The sequence below is a fragment of the Staphylococcus sp. HMSC067F07 genome (assembly GCF_001837405.1).
GTDB classification, from domain to species: Bacteria; Bacillota; Bacilli; order Staphylococcales; family Staphylococcaceae; genus Staphylococcus; species Staphylococcus capitis.
Window position 1 is genome coordinate 1 of the sequence record NZ_KV832206.1, and the last position, 2,242, is coordinate 2,242.

At 27.9% G+C, this 2,242-nt stretch carries 2 protein-coding genes; both read left to right on the plus strand.

Annotated elements, in window-relative coordinates:
* The first annotated feature begins 951 nt into the window (after window positions 1-951).
* Window positions 952-1,290 carry a winged helix-turn-helix transcriptional regulator gene (locus HMPREF2706_RS00055; protein WP_002436858.1) on the plus strand — a complete coding sequence of 113 codons (339 nt, stop codon included), beginning with the start codon at window positions 952-954 and terminating at the stop codon, window positions 1,288-1,290.
* Window positions 1,291-1,509: 219 nt separating this feature from the next.
* The coding region (locus tag HMPREF2706_RS00060) for a malate:quinone oxidoreductase (RefSeq protein ID WP_176746154.1) at window positions 1,510-2,242 on the plus strand (733 nt) is incomplete at its 3' end.

Consider the following 2,242-nt stretch of genomic DNA (forward strand, 5'->3'; position numbering starts at 1 on the left):
ACCTTTTATTCGTTCTGCTCAATTATTCACCATAGATAGCTTAAAAGCTTTATATAAAAGTGATTATGAGCATTTTTATGTATTAGATTGAAGGGTGTAATATGATACTTTATTGCAGACTCTTTACAATTGTTACAAGACCACTTTGAATTGTCTGAAGACTCCTTTTTTTGTTGATTTCATAGGCTTCAGTCGTCGTCGAGACTCTTAAGAGTCTTAATTTTTTTAACCAAAGACTCTTAAGACTCCTACTTTTAGTATTAATATCAAAATTAAAATCACTCAAAAGTAATCTAAGCAATTCATTCATTCATTTGTTTTACTTTCTGAATTTGAAAAATTATAAAAAACGAAAAAACACGTAATAAGATTCATTGAATAATCATACTTCAAATTATTTTTTTTTGACTTTTTATGACCCCATAAATATCTAAAGTCATAAAAATGAACGACATATAGAAGATATTTTTGAAGAAACATTGATGAGTATATTGATCCCAAATAGCTTGAGATTAATTTCAAATTGTTGATTGTTTACAGCTCTTTTGTTCCAGAAATTATAAATATAATTTTCGATTTTAATGCTACATAGAAATAACTCAAAGCAGTTTTGTAAATCAAATTTATATTCTGAAAGTAACTAAAGTGTGCAGTAAAATATGTAATTAAGGGAAAAATATTAGAAATGAGTTCAAAATATTTTACTAAAAGTTTTAGAAGATTATTTAAATATAAAGCATCTCCTAAACGTTTTAAAAAGGAGTTGTTTCTTTTAATTATTATTTTTTGAGTACTTTATTTTACTTATTGATTGAACTAAAAAATATTAAATGACACATTTATGCTAAGAAAATTTATTGATCTTAATGTTTTCGAGGTTCAACGTTAATAAAGTAATTTTATTTTTTAGAAAAGCAAAAGGGGTTTTTTATAAAAAATGGAGGATTCGTTTTGTTAATTGAATATAATAATAAAGAATTTTATACATCGAAAGATTTAGCCCTGTCTGTCATTGGTGGAAGATGGAAAATTGCCATTGTTTACCATCTTTTGCAGAGTAATCGTTTAAGGTTAAGTGAATTACAAAATAAACTACCTGATATCAACCAGCGAATGTTAATAAGACAACTTAGAGAACTAGAACAAGACAAAATTCTCGAAAGGACGGTCTATCCAGTAGTCCCTCCTAAAGTAGATTATAGATTGACTGAAATAGGACTAAAGCTTGATAAAGTAGTGTTTTCAATTTGTAATTGGGGAGATGATTTTCTAGATACAGTTAGAAAGTAATAATCATAGATAATGAGAGAACCTACAATTATCAGAAGTTTTCATCTAAAAAAGATATATTAAAGTTTTATAAATCTTTAACGCATCTTTTAGAGTTTTTTAGTTGCTTTTAAACCTATTCTTTTATGGAATAAGTCAGATTAAAAATGAGTATTTTTATTATAAGTTGAATTGTATTATACTACTACTTAGTTACAAAAAAAGGAAGAGGAATTATTTATGAATACTAAAGAGTCAAAAACAGTTGTCATTATTGGTGCTGGGGTATTAAGTACTACTTTTGGTTCTATGCTTAAAGAAATAGAACCTAATTGGAATATTAAACTATATGAACGTTTAGATCGTCCAGGGATTGAAAGTTCTAATGAACGTCATAATGCCGGAACTGGCCATGCTGCTTTATGTGAACTGAACTATACAGTAAGAAAGCCTGATGGTTCAATTGATATTGAAAAAGCAAAAGAAATTAATGAGCAATTTGAAATTTCAAAACAATTTTGGAGCCACTTAGTTAAAAATAAAAGTATTTCTAACCCTAAAGAATTTATTCAGCCTTTACCTCATATTAGTTTTGTGAGAGGTAAAAATAATGTTCAATTCTTAAAAGATCGCTATTATGCGATGAAAGATTTTCCGATGTTTGACAATATTGAATATACGGAAGATATTGAGGAAATGAGAAAATGGATTCCTTTAATGATGAAAGGGCATAATTCGAGTGACATTATGGCCGCTAGTAAAATTAATGAAGGTACAGATGTTAATTTTGGTGAGCTTACTCGAAAAATGGCTAAAAATATTGAACAACATCCGAGTGCTAATGTTCAATATAATCATGAAGTCATAGATTTTAATCATCGAAAAGATGGTAAATGGGAAGTTAAAGTACGTCAACGCAATAGTGGTGATGTGCAAACAGAACTTGCTGATTATGTATTTATTGGTGCTGGTG